The sequence below is a fragment of the Sphingobacterium sp. R2 genome, assembly GCF_040760075.1.
In the GTDB taxonomy this organism is placed as follows: Bacteria; Bacteroidota; Bacteroidia; order Sphingobacteriales; family Sphingobacteriaceae; genus Sphingobacterium.
Window position 1 is genome coordinate 4,070,990 of the sequence record NZ_CP142884.1, and the last position, 23,367, is coordinate 4,094,356.

The window sequence follows — 23,367 nt, forward strand, 5'->3', positions numbered from 1 at the left end:
GAATCAACTAAACTTTGGGCTCCAAAACTCGCCATACCGCAGTTGCAGCGATAGCACCGAAGAGTGTTGCAATGATTAACAACCATATCGAAAACAATTGGAATTAAGTTAAGTATTTCACAAGATCAATATAGCCAAATTTCATCACACGCCATCAGTGGATGCTTTGTGGGATGATTTCGCCATAGCGGTAATTTTCTATACGGGACAGCATAAATATGAATAGCAGTAACCTTACTATTTATTAATGTTTGATATCGAACTTTATCCACCTTATAATCTTCTTTCATGGATGCATGCTTCTGAACGGATACTTCTTGAAAATCTTTACCATTTATAGCGAGCGAAATATGTAATTCCTTTGGTGGAAATATCCAATGCCGGGCATCTTTCAGAAAATTGAGTTCGATTGTATCTATTTGTGTTGGTTGTTTAAAGTCGAAAGTAATATCCATTGGCTTACCATTCCACAATAGCCAATTGTAACTATAATCCAAATAGCCCGGAACGCTATCCGTTAGTGTCTTTAACCCATTTGCTGGGAATGATGGGTCAAATGGATTTTTCGATGTGATACTTGCTTCTGAAGCTTTATTTATTCTAACTCCGGCATTGAAAATGTCACTCCATTCTTTTGCATAACTGTCCGGCGATGCTCCAGCTTCGGCGAGTTCTGTTACCCCTAGCCTTTTGGCATCTTCAACAAATTGAGCGACCCTGCGCGTTACATCTGGTTTCGCTACCCACCGATTACCATCCCGCACAAATATACCGCGATCATGGAAGCCATAAAATCTTGCTTGCTGTAAATAGGTGTAATCCAGCCCTAATTGGATACGTTTAACGCGTGATGCCAATAAGAGGTTATCCTTAGTGGCAGTTTCTGCCTTTTCTAATAACATCCTATATTGATCCATTGCTTCTGGGCTTAAAAAATCAATTCTATTTTCAATTGGATTTCCATAAATCGACAAAGCAGAGGACGGCCCCGGCAAACGACCTCTTCGCTGTTTAAGGTATGCTTTCACAAAAGGTCCGGCTTTACCGTAATAGCCCTCGATAAATTCATTCATTAATTGATCTTCTGACCGAACGTCCGTATCCCAGGCAAGATTGGCCAAAACATAGGCATTTAGCTCCGCCATATCACTATAAGTCGCACCACCACCCTGTAAAAAAATGCCTTCTACGCCTTGTGTTTTCAAATAATGTAGACTTTTCTGCATTGTCCCTTGAATTGGAAAAGGTGTAAGATAATTGGTAAACTGGGTCAAATAATCCCATACAAAGACATGCTTAGCTTTGGATTTCCAAGCGCTTAATTGCCTTCTGAAAGTTGCTGCCGAGGCTTCAACAGTGATATCATTTTTCCGGAAAGCATCAATATTACTTAGTATAACCGACACGTTATCTGCAACTCTTAAATGTGCAGGTGCATTAGCCGTTTCAAGATAAGCCAATGTCGTGAATTTTTTATCTGGAAAGATTGCGGCTACCCGGTTCACAAAGTGTATTAATGAGCCTTGCGGTCCCCCTTCTCGCATATTTATAGCCTGACAACGATCGCACGCACAGCTTCCCCTGTCATCATTAGCCGCAATAGACCAATAAATAGCGTTCGGATTTTCAAGCATCCTGCGCTTAAAGTAAACAACGGTATGTGTAAAGACATCTTCATTAGAGAGGCAAAGCTGAGCCGGCTGGCGCTTCCCATCAAATAGCGAATAATACTCGGGGTGACTTTTAAAATAAATCGATGGTGGCAGTATTTTACTGGCAGTGTGTCCCCAATCCCCCCACTTGTCTTCCAGATAATGGAGACCATACCAATCCATGTATTCCTGATCCAGTTCTACTGGGAAATAGACCTCTCTATACTGAAAACTTGGTTTTGAAAGAATTTTTAGATCTGCAGCTACATATAAACTAGTAGACTTAGGAATATAGGTGTTTTCATTACCTACATACCATTTTCTTCCGCCAATGATATCCCTTACATAACGGTATGCCGCAAATAACACTCCTCTACCACTTCCCTTAATCCAAATAGTCTTTCCCACAACATCAATAGAATAACTATCCTCGGGAAAGGACTCCGTTATGGGTAGGCTTTCCAAAATAATAGCATCCGAAACATCAACTTTAGCTTGTATAGCATAGTCTGCGCCCGTACTTTCTTTTGTGAAAGATTTGAGAACACCCGCGGCTTGCATTGAAACAGGATTGTCTATATCCGCTTGAATGATATAATCTGTTTTCCCATATTCAACTAATGTGATTCGATCTTGTGCTTGCACTATCGTTACCAATGAAAATAGACCTAAAATACACTTCCACATCATATTGAAATTTATTATACGGATAGATGCGAGCAAAATCACTCACAACCCTTGATTAAGCATGACCTATCCTTAACCGTACACGTGATATCAGCTCGTGCGGAGAAATAGGCTTTTTAATATAATCATTGGCGCCTACCTTAAATCCTTCTGAAATACTATTATCGTCACGGAAACTCGAAATAATGATGACTGGTACCTGATTATTCGTATTGCTTTTCCGAATGCGTTCGATTATTTCGAAACCGTTCGCGAAAGGTAATGATAAGTCTGTTATGACTAAATCAAGGCTATCGTCGAAAACCATCGAGAGCGCATCTTTCCCAGAATTTGCAAGTAATAGATCATAGCCCTCCCTTAAAAGAACAAACTGCATCGTGCTCAATAAAATCTCATTATCTTCAATAACAAGAATTCTCTTCTTTTCGTTCTTCATAGGGTTTTAATTTTAGTGCTTCATAGTCCTACAAAGTTTAGAAAAAAAAACAGAAGTCGTTGTAGACACACAACTACAAGACCGCAAAAAATTATCTAGCATTAATTTCAATTCATAGCATGCTTTAGCGTGTTGGTTTCTTGTATTCACCACTATATCGTTCAACTTATTATTTAATAGTCTTAAGGCTCTACTGCGATAGTTTATAATGTGAATGGACGAAATAAAACCGCTTGTGTATATCCCAATTAATAATTTATACTGTATATTTATATTATACTAATACGTAGAAAACAATTTATGAAAATCGCCTTCTTTTCCACAAAACCATATGACAAGTTATTCTTTGAAAAAGAAAATAGTACTTATGGTTTTCAGTTTAATTTTTATGAGACGCACCTAGGGCCACACATTGTGAATGCTATTGAAGACGAGAAGGTAATCTGTGCATTTGTCAACGATAAACTAAACCGACAAGTTATCGAAGTACTTGCTGAAAAACGTGTTGAGTTGATAGCCTTGCGCTGTGCGGGATTTAATAATGTTGATTTAGAAGCGGCACGGGAGTTTGGAATAAAAGTGTGTCGAGTTCCAGCTTATTCTCCCGAAGCAGTTGCTGAACATACAATGGCCATGTTATTGACATTAAATCGTAAAACGCATAAAGCTTATAATCGGGTTAGGGAACAAAATTTCGCATTGCATGGACTTTTGGGGTTCAATCTTTATCAGAAAAAGATTGGAGTAATTGGCACTGGAAAAATTGGAAAGGCTTTTATCAAAATAGCCTTAGGGTTTGGCGCGAATGTCATTGCCTATGATTTATATCCAGATCCTGAGCTTGTAGCAAAAGGCGTCGATTATAAATCGTTGGATGAAGTCTTTAAGGAGTCAGACATCATTTCGCTACATTGTCCGCTCACTCCTGAAAACCACTATTTGATTAATAAGGAATCATTGGATAAGATGAAGAATGGGGTTACAATCATTAATACAAGTAGAGGTAACTTAATTAATACCAATGACGTTATCAAAGCGCTTAAAGAGCGCAAAATCGGATTACTGGGTATTGATGTGTATGAACAAGAGGAAAAATTGTTTTTTAAAGATTTATCAACGACAATTATTGAAGATGAGACCATACAACTATTAATGAGTTATCCTAATGTTTTGGTAACCGCACATCAGGCTTTCTTCACCACTGAAGCGTTAACAGAAATTTCTCAAAGAACACTGCGGAGTATTTCCGACTTATTATCTAAAGGAATCACTGATGAAGACGTCTTGCTATAAACAAGACGTCGTAAGCATTATAAATCATCCCCGTATATACGTGCTCAAAAGAACAGTTGGAATTGATTCGATTATTATATTCGTTTTCTATCTATCCCCTTTCGCTCTGGTAACTTGCCCACCACTCATCAAGTCTTTCGATGACCGGCAATAAAGTTTTTCCCAACTCGCTGAGTTTGTATTCTACCCGTGGCGGAGATTCGGCATAAATCTGTCTACATAAAATTCCGTCACGTTCGAGCTCACGCAACTGGACAGTCAATGTCGTTTGCGCCAAATCTTCCATTTCACGCCTAAGCTCACCAAATCTTTTGGGACATTGTTTCGCTATAGCTTTAATGAGCAGTACCTTCCATTCAACTGCTGTATTTCTTTTCGTCATAGACCTTTTTATTTTGAATGTTTCCCTTCCGAACATTCAGCATGCGCTCCACTTAAGTAATAGTGATACGCAATAGATTATTGTACTTTATATTGTTGGTTACGCAAGTATTTTGATTTATGCCAGAAATGCCGGAAATCGCTATGGAAAGAAAAAGTTATATTTAGTTGGAATGGCCGGTTTTACCCTCGCTTCTTTTCTATGTGGTGTTTCAAGCAATCTCTACGCCTTATTGCTCGGAAGGCTGGCCCAGGGAATTAGTGCTGGATTGATGGTTCCACAAGGTATTGCACTGATTACTTTATTATTTCAAAATCCAGAAAAGAGATCCATGGCATTGGGCATCTATGGAAGTATAGCGGGTATTGCTTCGGTGATCGGTCAGTTATTGGGTGGAATACTCCCCGATCAAACCTGGATAAACGATAGCTGGCGCCTTATCTTTTTAATCAATGTGCCTATTGGATTTCTCGCCTTCTTTGCTGTTTATCGGTATACGCCTAAAGATGATTCCAGTGTAAAGTCTTCGATCTCTTTTATGCCAATGCTAACATTGTTTGCGCTTTTGATGGGGATAATTTTTCCATTAATCATGGGTCCGGAGTTGAAATGGCCATTGTGGTCACAATTGCTGTTGGGAGGAACACTTTTTTTCGTTTTATTGTTTCTAAAAAAGCAACGAGAACTACAACAAAGAGGTTATCCTACCCTACTAAATTTCTTCCTATTCAAAAATCGGATTTTCAACATAGGGCTTCTCGCTGCATTAGCTTATTATATGGTTCAGGATGCCTACTTTATCATTAATTCCAATTACCTTCAAAATCAAAAAAATTATACGTCTACAATGACTGGAATTGCCTTTATTTAGCAAGGCATAGGTTATGTACTCGCTAGCGTTATTGTAAGTAGATTAATACAGCGTTATGGAAAAATAGTTATACTTAATGGATTAGGAATTATGATTTTGGGCTTGTTGTTTCATCTTTTTATTTTCAATACACAGTTTTTAGATAATGATCAATTACATGCACTCTTCTTTTTTTATGGTATTGGCTGTGGCAGTGTATTGCCCGCATTAATGACACTTGCTTTAAAAGATCTCAATGAGAGGTTTATTGCTGACGCCTCTGCCGTATATCTTACCATACAACAATTATCGATATGCCTAGGCATTGCTTGTATTGTTGGTGTATTTTTCCATCAAAAAGAAAGCATTTTTTTGGGTTGGCAGCATATCTCCTCATCCTATGGCTACTCAATGTCACTATCGGTCATATTGCTGTTGATTGTCGTGTGTGCAGTAGCATGTTTACCTTCTAATAAGTAAAATAGAACATAATTTAGGTTAGCATTATACTTACCATATCTTGCAGAAAATCAAAGTAGTTACTCCATTGCCTTATATTTGTTTACCAAAGCATAATCATAGGGAATGGACATGCTCAGCGGGCTCGCTTCCCATTGACCAGAACCGCTGGGCAAATAAAAATCATAGGCATTACGCAGAAAAAAAATTAATATCATTCAAGTGACGCAAGCATGCTTACCCTCCATGGCCGAATTATCATAAATAAATGAGAGATCAATGAAAATTTCTTCCTTTATGAAATACGCCTGCAGCATTATCATTTTCTGCTGTTAAATCCATTAGCAAGCCAGACATATCAAAGCAACGTTGCGCAATGACATGAATAACTTCTCCTTCAGCTTGAATTTTACCAGCGACCATAAGGAGCTTTCCCCGAAGGATCTCTTTCCGATATTTTTCAAACACAGTACTCCAAACCACAATATTTGCAAAACCTGTATCATCTTCAATGGTGATAAACAAAACACCTTTAGAGGTTCCTGGACGTTGCCTAACGGTAATCAATCCACATATCTTGACCGGCATATCATTTTTTATCCCTCCCAATTTTGCTGTCGGCACTACATGGAGAAGATCTAGCTTTCCTCGCAAAAAGCTCACCGGATGTGCTTTAATGGATAGCGATGTTTTTGCATAGTCTGCAACCACATGCTGACTTTCCGTAAGCAATGGTAACTGGATCTGTCCCTCGGTTATACTTTCAGAAGCTTGCCCTTTAAATAATTCAATTGGCCGATCACCTAATGCTGTAATTTCCCAAAGTGCTTGTCGACGATCCATATTCAGCGACCTAAACGCATCTGCATGCGCTAACTTTTCTAAGGTAGCAAGCGATAATCCAACGTCCATCATTGCAGTAATGGATGAATAGCCATTGTGCCGACCAGTAGTTAGCACGACGGCCTCTTCCATGGAAAATCCTTTAATTTGGCGTAACCCCAATTGAAGGGCATGTGGTTTACCCATCTCACCCTTTAACGTATTGTCCCAAGTTGAATGATTTACATCAATAGGATGTACCAGTACACCATGTTTCTGTGCATCAATAACAATTTGAGCGGGCTGATAAAAGCCCATCGGCTGACTATTCAATAAGGATGCAGCAAAAATATCTGGATAATAATACTTAAGCCATGAGGACACATATACTAGTAATGCAAAAGATGCTGCATGGCTCTCTGGAAAGCCATAACTTCCGAATCCTTCCAGCTGCTTAAAGACTCGATTGGCAAATTCTTCTGAATAGTTTTTTTTGACCATGCCATCGACCATTTTTTGGTGAAAGGAAGATACCTGCCCTTTGGATTTGAATGTTGCCATACTACGCCTCAATTCGTCGGCTTCCGCAGGTGTAAATCCTGCTGCAACTATAGCAATTTCCATGGCCTGCTCCTGGAAAAGAGGAACTCCTAAAGTTTTTTCAAGAATAGCTTCGATCTCTTGACTAGGATAATCAACTTCTTCTTCTTTATTTCGACGACGTAAATAGGGATGCACCATATCCCCTTGTATAGGTCCCGGACGTACTATAGCCACTTCAATCACCAAATCATAAAATTTTTTAGGCTTTAATCGGGGTAACATCGACATCTGGGCCCGGCTTTCAATCTGAAATACACCTAAGGTATCTGCATGACAGATCATATCGTAAACCTTTGGATCGTCCTCGGCTCCAATGTCGGCGAGTGTAAGCTCTTTTCCGTAATGTTTTCTTGCGAGTTCAAAAGCCTTTCGGATACAGGTCAACATTCCCAAAGCCAATACATCTACTTTCAGAAAACCGAGTGCTTCCAGATCATCTTTATTCCATTCGAGATTGGTGCGATTATCCATTCGAGCATTTATTACAGGACAGAGTTCATGTAAATTACCTTGTGTAATTACAAACCCACCAGTATGCTGGCCCAGTTGCCTCGGAAATCCAATATATTGATACGTCAACTCCAGCACTTTTCTCAGATGCTGGTCTTCGGGATTAAAGCCCTGTTCAACTAAACGCTCTAAATTGATAACATCATCCCAATGGCTACTTACTATGCCTGCTAAACGCCCTACAGCATCTAAAGATAGTCCCATGGCCTTACCAACATCACGTATAGCTCCTTTTGAACGTACTTGTGTAACTGTAGCCACAATGGCAGCTCGATTGCGTCCATATTTCTCATAAATATATTGGATTACTTCCTCACGACGTTCATGTTCAAAGTCGACATCTATATCTGGTGGTTCATCGCGGGCATCGGACATAAATCGTGCAAAAAGAAGCCTATATTTAGAGGGATCCACCGAAGTAATTCCCAAACAGTAACAAACCGTAGAATTTGCCGCGGAACCTCGCCCCTGACATAAAATTCCTTTTTCTTTGGCAAATCGAACATAATCATATACCGTCAAAAAATAAGAAGCATAATTTTTACGCTGGATAAAATCAAGTTCCATTTGAATCGTTTCCCGAATGCTATCGGGGATATCACCGTCAAATTTTTTCTTGGCTCCTTCCCAAGTTAGATAGGTTAATTCCTCCTGCGTCGTTCGCCCATTAGAAGATAACTCATCGGGATATACATATTTCAAATCATCTAAGGAAAAATGACAAGCATTTGCAATTTTTACACTCTGTTCGATAGCCTCGGGATACCCCCTAAACAAACGTTCAACTTCAGTGATTGACTTTAGGTAGCGTTCTGCATTGGGATGCAAATTGAACCCAGCAATTTGTATAGTACATTTTTGACGGATACATGTTAAAATATCCTGCAATTCACGCCTTTCAGGTATATGATAATATACATCGCCGAGAACAACAAGTGGAATATCGCATTGTTTACCAAGTTGATTTATTCTAAACAATAGTTTTGAATCATCTCCACGATAGAGTTTTTTAATACCTAGACTAAGAAAGCCCTGGAGGAACTGTTGACATTGCTGTACAAATTCAATAAAAAAAGGATCTAGCTCAAAACCAGCCACCAATTTTTCAGGTGGACAAATAATAAACATAATTCCCTCAGCATATTGAAATACATCTTTTTTATACAACTCACATTTGCCTTTTTCAGCCCTTAAGTTCCCAACGGTTAACAATGTTGAAAGTCGACCATACGCTTCTTTATCTGTCGGGTAAGCGAGTAAACTTGGGCCATCTTGTAGGTCCAAGCGACAGGCAGGAATAAGCCGTACACCGGCTTTTTTAGCCGCTACATGTGCACGAACAATACCAGCAAGGCTATTACGGTCAGTTACTGCGACAGCATGATAGCCCAATTGAGCCGCCTGTTCAATCAATTCTTCGGGGTGCGAGGCACCTTCGAGAAAACTGAAATTACTTGTTATCTGTAATTCACAATAATTCATCTTTATGCAAAAAAGCCATGTAAAAACCATTCATCTTCCTGTCCGCCGTAATGTCCAGATCGATACAGCCAAAACCGCCGGCCTTCTAGATCTTCCACGGCATAGTAATCCCGATGTTCACCTGGATCAATCCACCATTCACGCTCAATTCGTTCGGGACCATCTGCTTTTCTGATAGTATAACTATCTCCCTTATAACGGAACACTAAGGGAGGATAATCGGGTATAGGTGCTGTGACTATAATACGCTCGGGAACCTTTAACAGTCGTGTCGGACGTGGACGCTCGGTTTGCCATTCAGCAGATGCGACCTCATCCATAGAAGCAGCTATTTTTATGGATCGTTCAGGCCAATAGTGTGCAGATGGAACATATCGTAGTATTTCACAACTGGAATCTCTGCTTTTTAAACGATCTAAAAGTTGGGTAACCAATGGACTTTTTAGTCCAATTCGATTTTCCCAAAGAGTTTCCTGAACAGGATCTACTTCCTCTACTTTGGATGCACCCAGCGTAAATAATTCAATACCCAATGCGGGTTCAATTTGTGAAATTTTTAGTTCAAATAACTGAAGAATATGTTTTACCTGAGCTGTAGCACGACTTGTTTCAATAGTAATTGTCTCTATTTTTCCATCTACCCGATGACAGTTTAATTTGGCTGTACGTAATCCTTTACCTTCTGCCGACAATCGTTTGCACAATTTATTTATTAAATCTTCTAAAGCCAGTGCAATACCATTTGGTGTACATATTGGTTCAAGACAAGGTAAACGCTCTTCATACGGTAAAATAGACTTTATAGGAGTAATAAATTCGTCCTCTAATCCCATAGCCTGATCTAGGCGAAGCAGCAAACTAGCGCCAAACCTTCTACGCAAAACTGTCCGGGGCATGTGAACAAAACTTCCTATGGATTGTAATCCAAGCGCTTGCAGCCTCTTCAATTGACTATCTTCCAATCGTAATGCTGCTGGATGTAAAGGCAGAAGAGCCTCCAATTGGCCCTGTTCTCTTATAATACTATCATCAGCTCCAAAATGCGCTATCGCCCAAGCGGCACCAATGGTATCAGCAATACCTATGCGAACAGTATAACCATGGTGTTTAAATGTAGAGGCAATATGTGTTAAATAGGCCAATTCTCCGCCCCAAAGATGGGCACAACCACTAATATCTAACATAATCCCGTCGGGTTCATCTATTGAAACCTGTGGTGTATATCTTATGCACCAACCAGCTATAAAATGCAGCAATTTCTCAGACAGTCCTGCTTGTTCATGGATAATTTTAAGTGATGGAACAAATGCCCGCGCATCCGCTATGGCCATACCTGAATATACGCCCGCTTGCTCTGCTAGTGAATTATGCGCACTAACGATCAGTTTTCCTTGAACTGCGATCGACAAAACAAAGGGAATATCTTGCAATTGTGGTTTACACACAGTAAACCAATCTGTTTTTAAATAACGAAACCATAATGACGCAAATCTCTTTTTCATGACTAACCAAGATTTTGATAATTATAGTTCCAATTTTCTGACTCGATATCCTTGTTGGATAATATTTTAAAGCCCTCCGGAGTCCAAACTATTTTTCCTTTGGCTGTTGTACCATTTCTTACTTTAAGCAGCTCGACATTCCAACAGGGGTTGCCAATACCGGGTAACCCCTCAATCGATTGACTAGGCAAAGAAGTGACTTTCCATCGTGCCGCACAAGCGGTGGCCAACAATAGCTTCGGATTATGTTGAAGTATAAAACCAGTTACTTTACTTTTTTCAACAGCAAGTTGAAGCCGTCTTGATTGAACAAAATCCAGCTGATGTATCTCGGCTAATACTGCTGTTATACCAGGACATTTCAACGCTTCTTCCATCGCCCATAAAACATCTTTTTGCTGCTGCATGGAAACAAAAACAATCGATGCAGGGTCGACCCCAAATGTGCTGATTGCAGACGGAAATACGGTTTGGACTGAGCTTATCCATATACAAATTCCAGCATTTCGCATTAGTTTTCCAAGGATACCAACGATAAAACCACAGGATGCAGCACTATCTATACGGCTAAAACTAACAAATTCATGTATTACACCTTTGGGAAAGGTACCATTTGGAAAAGCTTTTTCCAAAGGTCCCAAATCCATAGCAATTTCATCACCTGACCTTTCAGGTACACCCTGCCAGACAAGCAGATCTCTTTTAAGCTTGCCGATCAAAGCCTGTTTTTCTTCTAACATCATAGCCCCTCCTATTTAATAACAAACAAATATAATACTAAATATTTTAGCAATAAAGAATACTGCTACATTTTTTAGTAATAAAGCTGATGTAAGAGGTATGTGTTAGTTTAAGGCTTATATTTCATTCAGGAATTGTTGGATAACATCCTTTTTTCTAGTCGCAACAGGAATCATTTTACCATCAGACATTTCAATCTGCCCATCTTTATAATACTTTTTTATGTAGTTTGCATTTACTAAATAAGATTGATGGCAACGGATAAAATCTGATTCTGGAAGCATGGTTTCAAAATGTTTGAGGACTTTTGAAACCATCATAGGTTTGCTGTCTTTAATATAAAATGTGGTATAACCTTTGTCACCATGGCAATATAGAATATCATCAATATTGACTATCTGGGTATATTCAAATGTACGTAACGCTATTTTCCGAGGCCTGCTAGGCGCCTTTAGATAGCTTTCAGCCATGCTTAACTGCATACTGTTGAATCTAAATTCTGTACTTTTCTTATAACATTTTTCAATTGCTTCGATAAATTGCTCTGGAACAAGAGGCTTTAATAAATAAGCAATTGCACCTATGTTGAGTGCTTCTATGGCATACTGGTTAAAGGCAGTTATAAAAATAGTATGAATGTCCAATTTCAGCTCTGAAAGGAAGGACAGACTTGATCCGTCTTTAAGTTGAATATCAGCTAAAATAAGATCCGGATTGGATATTGGCAATTCGCGCTCTGCCTGAACAATGGATGGGCTATACCCTACTATTTGAACATAGGGTATCGAATCTAATAAAGACTTAATATACAAATAGATATTATGCTCATCTTCAAGAATATAAACTTTAATCATTTCACGTATTTAATTAAAATGTAAAAATAAGTGGGATATGTATTTCTACACGATATCCTCTATTATCTTCCCTATAATTGGGTTTTATTTCAATCGTTGCTTTTTGCATCGGATCATTAAACAAAAGCTCAAGACGCTCTTTAGTGATAATCTGTGATAAAGAAGTCTTATGCCTAGCATTTATCATATCAGACTGCACTCCCCTGCCATTGTCACTGACAATAATATGCAATTGATCTGACGTCTGACTAAAAAGAATCTGTAAGTAACCACGATAATTTAAATTTTTAAAAGCATGTTCAATAGCGTTTTCAACAAACGGCTGTATTAACATTGGTGGAATCATGACATCATCCACATCAATATTACCTTTCTCGATTTCAAAATCAAATAGATCTTGATAGCGCATCTGCTGTAAAAGTATATAATTCTTTAATGACTTAATTTCTTGGTCCAAAGAAATATACTCTTCCCTATTTAATTCGAGTATATCTCGAATTTGACGGGATAAGAGGATGAGGTATTGATTTGCTTTTGATTTTTGCTCGCTACTGATCAAACCTTGCAAATTAGCAATTGCGTTATAAATAAAATGTGGATTTAACTGATTTTGCCGTGTTTTTTGTTCTAAAATCAATTGTCTATTTTCAGCAATAATACGCTGATTTATATTTGTCAATAATTTCTGCTTATTTCGATAATAGATGAAAAATGCAAGGCTAAAGATAAGGGCAAATAAAATGACAAAAATCCACCGCTGTTGAACCATAATCTGATAATTAAAAGCATTGGTTGTTTTCAGAAGTTTTATAGCCTGGTCTTTTTTCTCGGTTTCATATCGCGTATTAATCTCATTTATCCGATCATTTTCAATGTTTTTTATACTATTTTTATAATCTTGATAAGCAGAATCTAATGTAAAATAAGCCTTTTCATAATCTCCTTTTAATGCATAGGCTAATTGCAAATTCTGATAATAAAACAATTTATTTTGCTTGCTTTTATGCGTTCGGATAAACTGTAATCCTGCATTAAAATAATATATGGCCGAATCAATTTGATGATTATTTAAAAAATTTTTTGCCAAATTAGCATAAGCATAAGAATTGAGCATCTTGCTCGAAGATAAATAATTAAAATACTTTTGGGATGCCTCAACAGCTTGTCGATTATTACCGATGCTAAAGAAATATTGGGATTGCAGATTGTACATACGCATGATTATCGCTGAATCCGTCGTTTTATTAGCGTAATATTTACAGCTATCCAATGTTTCTTTTAATTTATTATCATCATGTAATTCAATGTACTGCATAAATTTGATTTCCTGGTATGCTTGGGCAACATGAGGATCGTATTTATTGGGGTGATAAGAGTACCATGATTCATTATCTCTTAATGCTTGTCTGTATTCTGCGCGACGATAGTTTGCATTAGCCAACAGATTAAAAAAAAGAAAGCTAAACCTACTTTTAATTTCTAACGCATATTCCTTAGCATCGATCATTTTTTCCATCGTACCAATATTCGTGACATCATTAAAACTAAAATTAGCTCTAATGCTAAAATAGTCTTTCAGCACACACAAATCTGGAGACACTTTCCCATCCAAGTTATCCAATGCAATTTCAATAGAATCAATTTTATCCTGTAGCAGGTAGTTATATGCTAAAAAAATCCAATTATAGCCAGATCTATTAAAATACTGATCCTCCCCAAATTCTATTGCTTTCTTATTGATGATCGTGTGATCCTTAAAATCCTGTAAAGAGAGATATTTTAGTAACGTATCCTGATAGGTTAAAGTAAGTGAATTATCTTCCCTCACTTTATTATTTTTGGAGGGCTGCCTACCATTTTGATGACAGGAAAACAACTGTACCATCAATAGGAACAATAGAAAACAAAAAATAAATCTTGCCAAATTCTGTATCATCCGTATTCTTTATATAACGATCTGTTTACAATTATATTTATTTTTTTTATGATAAGTGTAACGAAACAGCATTATGATATACTTATCTCCTAAAAAAACACAATAAATAAACATATGGTAAGTAATCAAATATTGAATTATATAACTTGGAAAATAGATCCTGATATTTTCGTCATTCCGATTATTGATCACCCAATTCGATGGTATGGTTTATTTTGGTTATTAGGTATTATTTTATGTTATAGCGTATCAAGATCAATATTAAGAAATGAAGGCCATACAATCGAATTTTTAGATCAGCTCACCTTGTACATTGTCTTGGGCACTATTATAGGCGCTAGGTTGGGGCATGTTATTTTTTACGATCCGAGCTATTACTTAAATAATCCTTTAAAGATAGTTGCGATATGGGAAGGTGGTCTAGCAAGCCATGGTGGAGGTATAGGCGTCGTTATAGCAATCTATTTATTTGCAAAAAAACAGCACCTTCCATTTCTTCATCTGGCAGACCGTATTGCTTTGGTTGTGCCCTTAGCAGGAGCCTGTATCCGTGTCGGCAACTTATTTAACTCCGAAATGATCGGGAAAGTCAGTGATTTGCCTTGGGCTTTTGTGTTTACACATATTGATGACATACCTAGACACCCGGCACAACTTTACGAAGCATTGTTTTGCTTCTTGTTATTCATAGTATTATATCGATTGTGGAAAGAAAAACAGTTTCGAATTAACGACGGCAATTATTTCTCTCTATTGCTGATATTGCTATTTTCATTCCGGTTTTTGGATGAATTTTTGAAAGTAAATCAAGAACATTTTGAAGACTCCTTATTCATCAATATGGGGCAAATACTTAGTCTACCCTTTATTGTTATTGGAGTATGTGTATTTATTTACAATCGTTTTAAGAAATCAGTAAAAGTAAATTAATATAATACCTCCCCCCATGCATTACCTTGTGAATACATGTGAAAAACATCAATTATCATTTTTTTAATAAGCCATGCTGAAAAGCATATTTGACCAATTCTGCTGTATTTTTCACTTTTGTTTTATCGAGCAAGTTCTGACGATACCCTTCTACAGTACGCTTACTCAAAAAGATTTTATCGGCAATTTCTAGATTTGTAAAACCATCCGCAATCAATTCGAGCACTTCTAGCTCTCGCTCATTTAAATCCAGCTCCAGGATGATATTAGCACCATTATCAATACACAGTCGATCCGAAGACACTTGCTCAAGCAGTGCTATGCTAATTTCTTCACTTATATATCGGCCACCTTCGGCTACATGCTTTAATCCAAAAAGTAATTCATTATAATCGATATTCTTTAGCAAGTATCCTGACAATCCATTTTTAAAACCCTCAACAACATAACAAATTTGACTGAGCATAGACAATATCACAACTTTGACAAATGGATATTTTTGCCTGATATTCTTTAACAGCTCCATCCCATCCATTACTTCCATGCTTACATCCGTCAAAACAATATCTGGCACTACTCCGTCCGCCAACTGAGACAATGCCTCTGTACCACCAGAGGCTTCTCCTATTACTTTAAATTCTCCCTGAGATTCCAAAAGTAGTTTAATACCATTACGCACGACCATATGATCTTCAACCAATAGTATTTTAACCGTATTCATTTTCTAAAGCTATTAAATAAATATTCGATTCTCTCCACTTCCAAATCTTTATCAAAATGACGGTTTACACTATTTCATGATTTGGAATAAAAAAAGAAACAAAATACATAAACAGAATAAAGATACAAATTTCTGCTCACGCATCGATTCAAACACAAATGAGCAACAGTTGCAAATTGGATCACAACTGTTGCAAACCAACTTATTCTGTAACTATTTCTTCTTCAGATCGGCTCCGGCAATATCTTCCCATCGATAATAATGGAATGTTTTATCGTCACTCATAACAACAAACAAGCCATGTTTGAAGGTGTCATTTAAATTAAAAGAGGTAGTTTCTGAACCATCACTTTGTGTTGCCATAACTGGCACAGTCTTCAGATATTTATGTTCGAAAGGATTGCTTTTGGTTCCTTCCCGACTAAAAACCTGAAAACGATTTGCACCCTGGTCCGATACCAAGATATATCCAGTGCTGTCGGTCACTTTATAAATCGAAATACCTTCATGATCTTCTTTAAAACCTGCCGTAGCAAACAATGCCAACTGTTGGTTGCCCTTTGCTGGATCCGCATAGTATTGTTTTACGCCAACCTGTTCATCAGAATAGTATATATACCCAAGCTCATTGTCCACCGCTATCGCCTCGATCTCTTTCTTTCCACTAAATGAACCAAATTTGCGAACCAGTGTAGCTTTTACCGAACCAGAACCATTATCCTCCAATAAATATTGACCCAAATAGCCTTCTTTTGGTCCATTTTTTCGCCCAACAATAGCATAGATCTCTCCTTTTGGAGAAGTATATAGGGCAATCCCCATTAGATCTCTGAATTCAGGCTCAGTTTCACCAACAAACATATCTAATCCACCTTGATCGATCGGCTTCATGTCAGGTAGTGAAAAAATACGCAATTTATGGGTCATACGCTCTGTTGTGACAGCGATATCAACAGGTTTCCCCCCCAATACCAAACCGTAGGCTACATCAACATTGTTTGGTCGTTTTAAATTCGAAACTACTTTTTCTTTGACCGTTTTACCCTGTAGATCGTACACGAATAAAGCTCCATCGGCATCTTTATCCGTTGCTATAATCAGACTCTTGCTCGGATCGCTCTTGTTGATCCAAATTGCAGGATCATCCGAATCATAACGTACAGCATCGGTCACAATAACGGGTTTGATTGATTCTACGCTATTTGTTTGGCCATTTTTGCATGCCATTTGAAGCAGGGTTGATGCTCCCAAAGTTAGTGTTAGTAGTGTTTTTAAATTTGTCATGATATGAAGTAAATTAGAATTTGGAACCCAATGCCCCAACATACGCTGCAGGCTGAGGAGAATTATATGTTAGCCCGTTTGACATCACCAGGCCGCTCGTAAAATGGGGTTTAAAAGCCAAAGTACCGGCCTTTAATGCCGGTGAATTCCCCTGAAGATGAAAATCCCAGGTTGAATCAAATACGTAATTGTCAACCGATGTTTCTAACGGATAAGAAACAAATTTAGGATTATTCTCCCCTGCCACTTTACCTCTAACATCGTTACTACCGCCTACAATATCATTTTTACCGACCTGAAACTGATTTACAGTCAATTGACCGTAGCCATAATACCAATTATTACCTGACACAGAACGGCTATCTTCTGGTTTTTTAGGATCCCGCTTGACTCCAAACCGTGTATTGGCAAAAAGATTATTATAAATTTCCGCTCTGACAGAAGCTTCTAGCCATATGGAGCCTCCTTTGGCTGTAGGTCTGCGCCACCCTGTATTGAGCATGGTATTATTATAAATAATAATATAAGCCTGCGGCGTACGGTCTCCCGAGTTGGATAGTTTTAATGCATTGGTATTTACACTATACACGAGGTTATAAGCAACATCGGCAAGACATCCGGATTTGAAATTCATCGCTTCTCCACCTGTCACCCCATTAGAAAAGAAACGATTGTTAGCGAAAATGATTTTTCCACCTTCAATATACGTACAATCCTCGTGAAAATGACTTACAGTACTATTTTGAACCACTAGCTTTCCGTCTGGATTTGAGAACCACAAAGCTGGCAAAGCCTCACCAGAAACTTTTTTATACAAGCCCATTTTTACAGAAGTCGACGCATCCGATGTAATTGCACCGCCATATTCAATGACGGTATTGTCCAAAACAAGTTCCTGGCAGCTTGGAGCGGCTAAAATTCCGCCCCATAACTTGCCAAATTCATTCGTCTTTGTCTTATATCCATTTTCAACCGTAAACTTCACAGGATTTTCGGCTGTACCGAGTGCATACAAATTACCCAAAACAACAATTTCAGGCTTATTGACAGAATCCATCAATACGGTTACACCTTCCTCAATCGTCAGGCTCTTGCCTTCGGGAATAATAATATCTCCCTTGATATGCTGCACACTCCCTTTGCTCCACACACCGGAGACCTCACCTATAGCACTTCCATCAGCATCAGAAGTATCAACATCAATATTTGCTTTTTCACAGGCACTTAGCACCACGATAAAAAACGCTAGAAACGATAAAATACATTTATTTTTCATCTGTATATATTTAATTTTTAATGATGAAGCAGATTTCACTTATCCAAAACATTGGCTTTCCAAAAAAGTGAAAGCTTCACCGAAACAAACTGTTCTTATTTAACGTCGCACATGTTCAGATTAAAACATGCCCTGTTTTACGCAGTTCTATTATTTACTAAACGAATAACGTAAACCAAGGATATAGTTCTGTCCATACAAATCCTTTCTAATCAACGTATTTCCGCCTTCAATAAGCTTTTCAGCAATCTTCTCATTTTCGGGATTTGTTCCTTTCACATATAATTCCATTGCTGTATTCAAGATGTTGTTGGCTTTGGCAAAAATGGCCCAACCAGCTTTAAATTTCTTCTCAATAGAAGCATCTAACTGAACAAATCCTTTTTGCCATAAATCATCGTTCAAAAATTGCGACACTGTATTGATGCGTGAGCCGGTATAAGATCCAGCTAGCTGTCCTTCCCAGCCATTATTGGCATCTTTGTAAAGTAGCGATAGATTGGCCACATGTGCAGCTTGCCCATATAGCGGTCTCGTTTGATCCACGATAATCGCTTCAGTATCCTGTGTGGTCTCATTGATTCGACGTGACATCTTAGCGGTTGTTATACGTGAATGGGTATAGGTATAATTGGCCTTAACACCAAATTTCTGGATATACTTGATATAATCAACCTCAAGACCAAAGTTGTTGGCGTTACCAAAATTACCGGGGGTGTAGTATACATCCTGCTTACGAAGCTCATCCGGTTGAAAGGTATATTCAATTGGATTTTTGATTTTCTTGTAAAACATACCTACAAGAAATTGAGAGGAAGCTTCAGGGAATAATTCATACCTTAAATCGAAGTTATCTGCTAAGGCATGTTTTAAATCTGGGTTTCCTTTTTCTAAAAACTCTTCGTTAACCACACTTGAGGGTACAATTTCATAAAATCCAGGTCGGTTTAACGCACGATAATAGGCCGCATGAAGCTGTTGTTTTTCGTCCAAATGATATTTCATGGTCAAACTTGGCAGCCACTCTGTATACATTTGTGATCCTTCCGGTCTTTTTTCTCCAGCCGGAAACAATAATTTATAATGCTGATTGCTATGCTCCATCCGGATCCCACCGATCATCTGCCATTTGTCATTCTCATAATTAAACATGCCATACACTGCTGTGGTTTTTTCACCGGCGTCGTAAGTTAATGGATTTGCGACAGCTCCAGTAGGATTGGTAACAGTCAAATTGAGATCGGTATAGCGCTGAAAATCCACGCCGTATTTATACTTTGCCTCTTCTGCCGAAGCTGTTGATAAGTTGTAGTTATTGTAAAAACTACTACGCTGTTTATCACGATACAAACCTCCGGTCGATAGCTCCAGCTTACTGTTTTCCATTGGAACTTTATAAGCTACATCCCAATAGCCTGCATGATCATTATCGGTATTCCGCTCCCAACGATAGGTTACAGGAGACTTATTCACGAGCGAAGTCCGTTTACGTTGAAAATTTTCTTCTACGCCATCCAAACTGATCATCGTATTTTGTGGCAATTGATTGCGCGCTGAAGAAAGCACACCTGACCAACGGACATTCAGACGATTATCTAAAAAATGATGATCCCCTTGTAGCGTACCATTGTAGATCTGTTGCTGTGTTTTTCGGCTTCTTGTCACATAGGTCAGCTCGGCTTTACCAATACTCGGATCATACTGGCCATTGTATACCGTATTTACAGCATCACGCAATTGCATGTTATTTAAATTCACATACATTTGATAAAAGCTAATCCGATGATTTGGATTAAATCGATAGTCGATCTTGTTATGCAAACCTAAGCGTTGTTGCTGTTCATCATATTGTCGATCACTCTGCTCAGTAATTACCGCATTTGGATTTACGCCAACGACAGCCGATTTGTAGAAAATAGAACGACTACCTCGATGTAAATTTTGATAACTTGCACCCAAAATAAAGCCCAATTTATCATCCAAATACCGATTGCCTATTGTCAAATTGCCGACAAGGTCTGGAAGGGGCTTTTTATAGGTATAATCCAATGCCCCCCTATTAAAATCAGCAGCGGTTGCATTGTAATTCTTTCCATGCTGTTCATAGGGCGATTTTGCCGAGGTTCCGCCTGTTGAAAAACTTCCAAAATCATGCTTAAAATAACGTTGGCTGTAGCCTGTTGCCAAATTTGCTTGTAACAATAATTTAGTCGGCGCCGATTTCATAACCATATTGACAACCCCACCCACCGCATCGGCTTCCATATTTGGTGTTAGCGACTTGTAGACTTCTAAGCGTTCCAACATATCTGAAGGAAATAAATCCAAAGGCACATAACGGTATTTATTATCTGGACTTGGGACCTTTACACCATTCACCAAAGTGGTATTGTAACGTTTATCCATCCCCCTTAGAATAGCATATTGTCCCTCGCCATTCGAATTTCTTTCTATGGATACACCCGAAACACGCTGTACAACATTTGCAACGGTGATATCGGGAGAAATCTCTATTGCGCGCGCCGAAACAACATTCATAATTTGTGACGCATTCTTTTCCAAACGCCTTGCACTAGGATCATCATCCCCCCCATTCCGACGTCCTTTTATGGTTACCTCCATTAATGTCTGTTCGGTAGACGTCAGCTGAAAAATAAAATGAGGTGTATTTTCTTTTTGAATTTCGATTTCTTTAATTAGTTCGGCATAGGCCATATGCTTGATATGAACCCTATCCACACCCGCAGATAATCCTTTGAATTCAAACGAACCATCCAATTGTGTTTTGGTCGATAGCCCACGCTGTTCCAAGAACACTGTTGCACCGGCAATAGCTTCACCAGTTTGACCATCCAATACCTTACCTTTGATTTTGGTCGCATAAGCAGCGCTGACCGAAATACTGGAGGCAAGTAATACCGTTAAAAAGTTTTTCATTTTGCTTAGATTATTATGAATCTTTGATTGTTGTTGCAAAGATGGCAGCCAATTTTAATCACACAAAATATCGAGCGTTACAACAAGGAAACAAGGTAGAAAGTGGGCTATACAGCGAGGAAACAGACACTACTAAACAACTAATAAACAGTAGTTTAAACGCAATTTAAGCGCCATTAACATTCTATTACCCCTGTGTTAAAAAATTATGAAATCCCAATAAGATAGCCCGCGAGGTCCTCCCCTTGTTCCAGTCTTAATTTTTTTCGCAATCGATGTCTGGCAACACGAAGGCTATCTTGTGATATGCCCAACAAGACGGCAATATCGATATTATTCAAATTTATTTTAAGCAATGCGATTAACCGCATATCCGCTGCCGTCAAATCTGGAAATCGTTGAATAAGTTTTTCAAAAAAGCTGTGATGCACCTTTTCGAAAGTTCCCATAAACTCTTTCCAATGGATGCCCTGCGTAATATTTTCATTGATTTGCAACACCAACTTCTGCATTTGTCGTTTTTGATCCCGGCGTTCGTCCTTAACCATTCCTTTTAATTCATCACGAAGTTCTTCCAAAAATTGATTATTACGGATTAAATTTAAGGTATGGGATGTCAATTCCTTTTGCTTGAGCGACAGTTCTTGCTTGAGCTGTTTATCTTCAAGCAACTGGTTTTTAAGTGCAATTTCGGTCAACTCGCGTTCAGCTTCCTGTTTTCGGGATTCGGCGATCTGATTTTTGATCTTAATTTTCTGGCGGCTATGCAATACATAAGATAATACAATTAACAAAATTAGAACCACGATTGTTCCCCACAGCATGATTAAGTTGATTCTTTTTGTTACCTGCAATTTTTCAATCTCCTCAGCTTTTTGATTTATATCGTAGAGCGCCTGAAAAAAAGCGGTATGTCGAGCACCATCTACGCTATATAGTTCAAGCACCAACTTCCGGCTCTTTTCGGCATAAAAATATGCGCTATCCATTTGGCCACGCAAGGCGTAGGTCCTACTCAAATCTTTTGTCGTAGCAGCCATTTGATACACATCACCCAAATTTTCCGCCATCTGATAAGCCAATCGTGTCAGTTTGATACTTTCTGGATATTTATTGGTCTTTCTAAAAATATCGCCCATATTATTGATGACCACAATTTTTCCATAATTGTCTTTTGTTTCCGTATAGAGGGTACTTGCTTTTTCAAAATGAAAAAAAGCGCTGTCATACCTGGCAAGATCTTCATAAATACTGCCCAGATTTTCATGGATCTTGGCTTCTCCATTTTTATTACCCACACTGCTATAAATGGACAAAGCAAGATGCTGGTAGAAAAAGGCGGAGTCGTAGTTCGCTTCCTTTTCAAATAAATGACCTATATTCCCTAATATGCCTGCCGCTCCATTTTTATCCCCTTCTGTTCGAAAAGTATGTAGTGCTTTGTTAAAATAAACTTTCGCTACATCATGTTGTTTGTTGAAAATATTGAGCTCCCCGATATCACTCCAATTCGAAGCAAGATGCTGTTTTGAATTTAATTGCGTGTAGATTCGATCGGCTTGAAAATAGTAGTCCTGCGCCTGTCCATAATGTCCCTGATTAACACATAACCATCCAATCGCCTGTAAACAATTGCCTTGTAACAATAAGTCTTTATCCGTAACAGCTTTTGCATAACGTTTTTTGACGAGCATAATTGCAGAATCAGGATGGTTTTGACTTAATCCTCTAATATCCTTAAAGGATTCAACCTGCGCAGTACCCGGGTGCCACAAAAAAAGCTGTATAAAACAAAGTAGAAACAAAACAATTTTATCAGAAATCCTCATATTTAACGTAAATAATCGAATTGCAAATGTACATGAAACATGTTAACACAATATTAAATCACATAAAGCAATACGCGTTTTAACATAAGCAAGGCTATGTTATTTTTATTCGACAAGCTCAACGATATACTATTAAAAAAGCCCTTTTGTTGACGATACACATCAATAAAAGGGCTTGAAA

Annotated in this window: 15 protein-coding genes and 1 pseudogene; 3 read left to right on the forward strand and 13 right to left on the reverse strand. The window is 38.2% G+C overall.

Annotated features, from left to right (window positions below; translation table 11 throughout):
* Positions 1–125 precede the first annotated feature (125 nt).
* Together VXM68_RS16945 and VXM68_RS16950 are read right to left on the reverse strand one after the other, a co-directional pair.
* Complete coding sequence (locus VXM68_RS16945) at positions 126–2,342, reverse strand: DUF4838 domain-containing protein (RefSeq protein ID WP_367209466.1); 2,217 nt, start codon at positions 2,340–2,342, stop codon at positions 126–128.
* Between the two features lie 52 nt (positions 2,343–2,394).
* Complete coding sequence (locus VXM68_RS16950) at positions 2,395–2,775, reverse strand: PleD family two-component system response regulator (RefSeq protein ID WP_294188130.1); 381 nt, start codon at positions 2,773–2,775, stop codon at positions 2,395–2,397.
* 300 nt (positions 2,776–3,075) lie between these two features.
* Here VXM68_RS16950 and VXM68_RS16955 point away from each other — a divergent pair, with 300 nt between their 5' ends.
* Complete coding sequence (locus VXM68_RS16955; RefSeq protein WP_293957605.1) at positions 3,076–4,068, forward strand: 2-hydroxyacid dehydrogenase; 993 nt, start codon at positions 3,076–3,078, stop codon at positions 4,066–4,068.
* A 91-nt stretch (positions 4,069–4,159) separates the two neighbouring features.
* Here the strand turns inward: VXM68_RS16955 and VXM68_RS16960 are convergent, their stop codons facing one another.
* On the reverse strand, positions 4,160–4,450 hold the full coding sequence (locus VXM68_RS16960) for a helix-turn-helix domain-containing protein (RefSeq protein WP_294188133.1): 291 nt from the start codon (positions 4,448–4,450) through the stop codon (positions 4,160–4,162).
* Between the two features lie 91 nt (positions 4,451–4,541).
* Here VXM68_RS16960 and VXM68_RS16965 point away from each other — a divergent pair.
* A pseudogene (locus tag VXM68_RS16965) lies at positions 4,542–5,780 on the forward strand (MFS transporter).
* Positions 5,781–6,035: 255 nt separating this feature from the next.
* Here VXM68_RS16965 and VXM68_RS16970 read toward each other — a convergent pair.
* The 5 genes from VXM68_RS16970 to VXM68_RS16990 form a co-directional block, all read right to left on the reverse strand.
* Positions 6,036–9,176: an error-prone DNA polymerase gene (locus VXM68_RS16970; RefSeq protein ID WP_367209467.1), complete on the reverse strand. Its 3,141-nt coding sequence runs from the start codon at positions 9,174–9,176 to the stop codon at positions 6,036–6,038.
* Between the two features lie 2 nt (positions 9,177–9,178).
* Positions 9,179–10,678 (reverse strand): DNA polymerase Y family protein, encoded by a 1,500-nt coding sequence (locus tag VXM68_RS16975; protein WP_367209468.1) that lies wholly within the window; start codon positions 10,676–10,678, stop codon positions 9,179–9,181.
* Positions 10,679–10,680: 2 nt separating this feature from the next.
* The gene (locus VXM68_RS16980) at positions 10,681–11,421 is read right to left on the reverse strand and encodes an ImuA family protein (RefSeq protein WP_293957613.1); all 741 of its coding nucleotides are present in this window, start codon (positions 11,419–11,421) and stop codon (positions 10,681–10,683) included.
* 114 nt (positions 11,422–11,535) lie between these two features.
* A complete protein-coding gene (locus VXM68_RS16985; RefSeq protein ID WP_293957614.1) occupies positions 11,536–12,273 on the reverse strand; it encodes a LytTR family DNA-binding domain-containing protein in 738 nt (245 codons plus the stop codon).
* Between the two features lie 13 nt (positions 12,274–12,286).
* Complete coding sequence (locus tag VXM68_RS16990) at positions 12,287–14,209, reverse strand: sensor histidine kinase (protein ID WP_367209469.1); 1,923 nt, start codon at positions 14,207–14,209, stop codon at positions 12,287–12,289.
* Between the two features lie 114 nt (positions 14,210–14,323).
* Here VXM68_RS16990 and lgt point away from each other — a divergent pair, with 114 nt between their 5' ends.
* Positions 14,324–15,139: a prolipoprotein diacylglyceryl transferase gene (lgt, locus tag VXM68_RS16995; protein WP_367209470.1), complete on the forward strand. Its 816-nt coding sequence runs from the start codon at positions 14,324–14,326 to the stop codon at positions 15,137–15,139.
* A gap of 55 nt (positions 15,140–15,194) precedes the next feature.
* Here lgt and VXM68_RS17000 read toward each other — a convergent pair whose 3' ends face one another.
* The 5 genes from VXM68_RS17000 to VXM68_RS17020 form a co-directional block, all read right to left on the reverse strand.
* On the reverse strand, positions 15,195–15,860 hold the full coding sequence (locus tag VXM68_RS17000) for a response regulator (protein WP_367209471.1): 666 nt from the start codon (positions 15,858–15,860) through the stop codon (positions 15,195–15,197).
* Between the two features lie 213 nt (positions 15,861–16,073).
* The gene (locus VXM68_RS17005; RefSeq protein ID WP_367209472.1) at positions 16,074–17,144 is read right to left on the reverse strand and encodes a phytase; all 1,071 of its coding nucleotides are present in this window, start codon (positions 17,142–17,144) and stop codon (positions 16,074–16,076) included.
* A gap of 13 nt (positions 17,145–17,157) precedes the next feature.
* On the reverse strand, positions 17,158–18,420 hold the full coding sequence (locus VXM68_RS17010; protein ID WP_367209473.1) for a right-handed parallel beta-helix repeat-containing protein: 1,263 nt from the start codon (positions 18,418–18,420) through the stop codon (positions 17,158–17,160).
* Between the two features lie 150 nt (positions 18,421–18,570).
* Positions 18,571–21,357 carry a TonB-dependent receptor gene (locus VXM68_RS17015; protein WP_367209474.1) on the reverse strand — a complete coding sequence of 929 codons (2,787 nt, stop codon included), beginning with the start codon at positions 21,355–21,357 and terminating at the stop codon, positions 18,571–18,573.
* 206 nt (positions 21,358–21,563) lie between these two features.
* Positions 21,564–23,186: a tetratricopeptide repeat protein gene (locus VXM68_RS17020; RefSeq protein WP_367209475.1), complete on the reverse strand. Its 1,623-nt coding sequence runs from the start codon at positions 23,184–23,186 to the stop codon at positions 21,564–21,566.
* Positions 23,187–23,367: the final 181 nt, after the last annotated feature.